Raw genomic sequence first — 3,840 nt, 5'->3', positions numbered from 1 at the left:
CCTCCGTGCTGCTGTCCGACCCGTGGGCGTGCAGCCGGTTCGCCGAGCACGAGGTGGTGGTTCCGCTGGTGGTGATCAGCGAACTGGAGGCCAAACGGCACCACCACGAGCTGGGGTGGTTCGCGCGTCAGGCGTTGCGCCTGTTCGACGACCTGCGCCTCGAGAACGGACGACTCGATCAGCCTATTTCCGTTGGGACACAAGGTGGTACGCTGCACGTCGAGCTGAACCACACCGATCCCTCGGTGCTGCCGGCCGGCTTCCGCACCGACAGCAACGACTCCCGGATCCTGAGCTGCGCCGCCAACCTCGCCGCCGAAGGTCGACGAGTTACGTTGGTCAGCAAGGATATTCCGCTTCGGGTCAAGGCGGCTGCGGTGGGCCTGCCCGCCGACGAGTACCACGCCCAGGACGTCGTGACCTCCGGCTGGTCGGGGATGCACGAGATCGACACCGCAGCCGAGGACATCGACACGCTGTTCGCCGACGGTGAGATCGACTTGGCCGAGGCGCGGGATTTGCCGTGCCACACCGGGATTCGGCTTCTTGGCGGCAGCTCGCATGCGCTCGGCCGGGTCACCGCCACCAAACGCGTCCAGCTGGTCCGCGGTGACCGCGAGGTGTTCGGGCTGCGCGGCCGTTCCGCCGAGCAGCGGGTCGCGCTCGACCTGCTGCTCGACGAGTCGGTGGGCATCGTGTCGCTGGGCGGCAAGGCCGGCACCGGGAAGTCCGCGCTGGCGTTGTGCGCGGGCCTGGAGGCCGTGCTGGAACGGCGGACCCACCGCAAGGTGGTGGTGTTCCGCCCGCTCTACGCGGTCGGCGGCCAGGAGCTGGGCTACCTGCCGGGCAGCGAGAGCGAGAAGATGGGGCCGTGGGCGCAGGCGGTGTTCGACACCCTCGAGGGCCTGGCCAGCCCGGCGGTTCTCGACGAGGTGCTCTCCCGGGGCATGCTCGAGGTGCTCCCGCTCACCCACATCCGCGGCCGCTCCCTGCACGACTCGTTCGTCATCGTCGACGAGGCCCAGTCGCTGGAACGCAACGTCCTGCTGACGGTGTTGTCCCGGTTGGGCACGGGCTCGCGGGTGGTGCTGACCCACGACATCGCCCAGCGCGACAACCTGCGAGTCGGCCGCCACGACGGGGTCGTGGCGGTGATCGAGAAGCTCAAGGGCCACCCGCTGTTCGCCCACATCACGCTGCTGCGCAGTGAGCGCTCACCGATCGCCGCGCTGGTCACCGAGATGCTCGAGGAGATCGCCGGGCCGCACTGAGCGCGCAGGACGGTAGGCTGCGAGCGTGCCGAAACGACCCGACAGCCAGGCCTGGCGCTACTGGCGGACCGTTCTCGGCGTCGTGGCGGCCGTCGCGGTGCTGGTCATCGGCGGCCTCACCGGCCACGTCACCCGCGCGGAGAACCTCAGTTGCGCGGTGGTCAAGTGCGTCGCGCTGACGTTCGACGACGGGCCGAGCCCGTTCGACGGCCGGCTGCTGAAAATCCTGAAGGACAACGACGCCAAGGCGACGTTCTTTTTGATCGGCAACAAGGTGGCGGCCGACCCGGCCGGGGCCAGGCGCATCGCCGACGCCGGCATGGAGATCGGCAGCCACACCTGGGAACACCCCAACATGACGACGATCCCCCCGCAGGACATCGCCGGCCAGTTCTCGAGGGCCAACGACGCGATCAGTGCCGCGACCGGCCGCACGCCCGCGCTGTACCGTCCCGCCGGGGGGCTGTCCGACGACGCGGTGCGCCGGACCGCCGCTCGTTTTGGTTTGGCCGAAATCCTTTGGGACGTCATCCCTTTCGACTGGGCGAACGACTCGAACACGGCTGCGACGCGCGCAATGCTGATGACCTACGTCAAGCCCGGCTCCGTGGTGCTGTTCCACGACACCTACTCGAGCACCGTGGATTTGGTATACCAGTTCATCCCGGTACTCAAGGCCAACGGCTACCGCATGGTGACGGTCAGCGAACTGCTGGGGCCGCGGGCGCCGGGCAGCAGCTACGGTAGCCGGGAGAACGGGCCGCCGGCCAACGTCCTGCATGACATCCCGGCGAGCGAGATCCCGGCGCTGCCCGACACACCGTCACCCAAGCCGATGCCCAATTTCCCGATCACCGACATCCCGGGCCAGAACTCGGGCGGGCCGAACAACGGTGCCTAGCCCGCGGCCGGGCCGCGCGCGGCTACCGTTGTAGCGTGAGCACGGCAGCGGCATCCGGTGCGGGGCAGCGCAAGTCCGCACGCCGCCTGTCGATTCAGTACGGGACCGACCTCGCCGTGGCCTACGTCATCGGACTGCTCGACGCGTCGGCCATCCTGATCCCGCTGGGGCGCCGCACCTCGGTGTCCTTCGCCAGGCACGACGCGGTGGCGGTGGTGGTACTGGGCCTGCTGGGCGCCCTCGGCGTCGCCGTGGCGGGCGTGCTCAACCTCGCTCCCACGCTGCGGTGGTTCGCATCGGGGTCCGAACCCGATCCGGATCAGCGGGACACCGCGATGAAACTCGCACGCCACCAGGCGATCATCCTGTTCGGGGCTTGGGCGGTGACCGGCGGGACATCGCTGCTGCTGAACCGGTCCGCCGGCGCGGCGCTGCTGCTGCCCATCGGGCTCGGCGTGCTGTTCGGCGGCCCGGCCACCGCGGGCACCGGTCTGCTGCTCACCCAACGCATCGTGCGGCCCATTATGGTGGCCGCCACCCGCAACGGCGAGCCCCGGGTGGCCGTGCCCGGTGTGTTCGCGCGACTGATCATGCTGTGGTTCCTGTGTAGCGCGCTGCCCATCGGCGTCATCGCGGCATTCGTCGCGCTGCGGTCCTACGGATTGCTCTTCGCGAGGTCGGCTTCGCTGGACGTGCCCATCCTGGTGGTGTCGCTCGCCGCGCTGCTGCTGGGGCTGCCCACGATGATCCTGACGTCGCGATCCATCTCCGATCCTCTGGGCGACGTGGTGGAGGCGATGGCCGAAGTGGAGCACGGCCGCATCGACACCTACGTGGGTGCCTACGAGCGCTCCCAAATCGGCCGTCTGCAATCAGGATTCAACAGGATGGTCGCCGGGCTCGCCGAGCGGGACCGGTTGCGTGACCTGTTCGGGCGCCACGTCGGGGCGGACGTCGCGCAGCGGGCCATCCAGGAGGGCGCGTCGCTGTCCGGCGACGTCGTGGAGGCGGCGGTGTTGTTCATCGACCTGGTGGGCTCGACGCAGCTCGCCGAAAGCCGCCCCCCGCAAGAGGTCGCGGACGTGCTCAACGACTTCTTCCGGATCGTCGTGGACGCGGTCGACGCACATCAGGGGCTGGTCAACAAGTTCGCGGGTGACGCCGCGCTGGCCGTCTTCGGGGCGCCGCTGCGCAGTAGTGAACCGGCGGCGGCCGCGCTGGCGACGGCGCGCGCGCTGGGCACCCAGCTGCGCCGGCTGCCGATCGACTTCGGCATCGGGGTCTCGGCAGGCCGCGTCTTCGCCGGCAACATCGGCGCCGAAAACCGCTACGAGTACACGGTGATCGGGGACGCCGTCAACGAGGCGGCGCGGCTGGCCGACCTGGCCAAGACCTCCGAGCGGCGGATCCTGTGTTCGGCGGCGGCCGTCGAGGAGGCCGGCGAGGCCGAACGGGCGCGGTGGGCCGAATGCTATTCCACGGTGTTGCGCGGGCGCTCGGAGGCGACCCACGTGTCGGCGCCGGCGGGTTAGGGCCCGTCCGGGGTGGCCTCGGCCTCGACCCGGGCCATCGCCAACACGTCGAGGCGGCGGTCCAGCTCCTCGATCGAGAGCTTGTCGCCGATCAGCCCGCGGTCGATGACGGTCTGCCGAATGGTCTTGCGTTCCT

General features: G+C 69.8%; 4 protein-coding genes. 3 read left to right on the top strand and 1 reads right to left on the bottom strand.

Features of this window, described 5'->3' with window-relative positions:
- The 3 genes from phoH2 to AC2VOR_RS13155 all read left to right on the top strand — a co-directional run.
- Positions 1 to 1,271: RNA 5'-3' helicase PhoH2 (gene phoH2, locus AC2VOR_RS13165; RefSeq protein ID WP_486963919.1), on the top strand; the 1,271-nt coding region annotated here is incomplete at its 5' end.
- 25 nt (positions 1,272 to 1,296) lie between these two features.
- Positions 1,297 to 2,172, top strand: a complete 876-nt coding sequence (locus tag AC2VOR_RS13160; protein ID WP_369737353.1) for a polysaccharide deacetylase family protein — start codon at positions 1,297 to 1,299, stop codon at positions 2,170 to 2,172.
- Positions 2,173 to 2,258: 86 nt separating this feature from the next.
- Complete coding sequence (locus tag AC2VOR_RS13155; RefSeq protein WP_407685630.1) at positions 2,259 to 3,704, top strand: adenylate/guanylate cyclase domain-containing protein; 1,446 nt, start codon at positions 2,259 to 2,261, stop codon at positions 3,702 to 3,704.
- Here AC2VOR_RS13155 and AC2VOR_RS13150 read toward each other — a convergent pair.
- Positions 3,701 to 3,840 (bottom strand): hypothetical protein (locus AC2VOR_RS13150; RefSeq protein ID WP_486963920.1); only part of this gene is annotated, 140 nt, incomplete at its 5' end. The genes AC2VOR_RS13155 and AC2VOR_RS13150 overlap by 4 nt on opposite strands.

This window comes from Mycobacterium sp. TH-M103 (assembly GCF_057473785.1).
The sequence above is the reverse complement of the archived record's forward strand: the minus strand, read 5'-3'. Positions and strand labels throughout refer to the sequence as shown.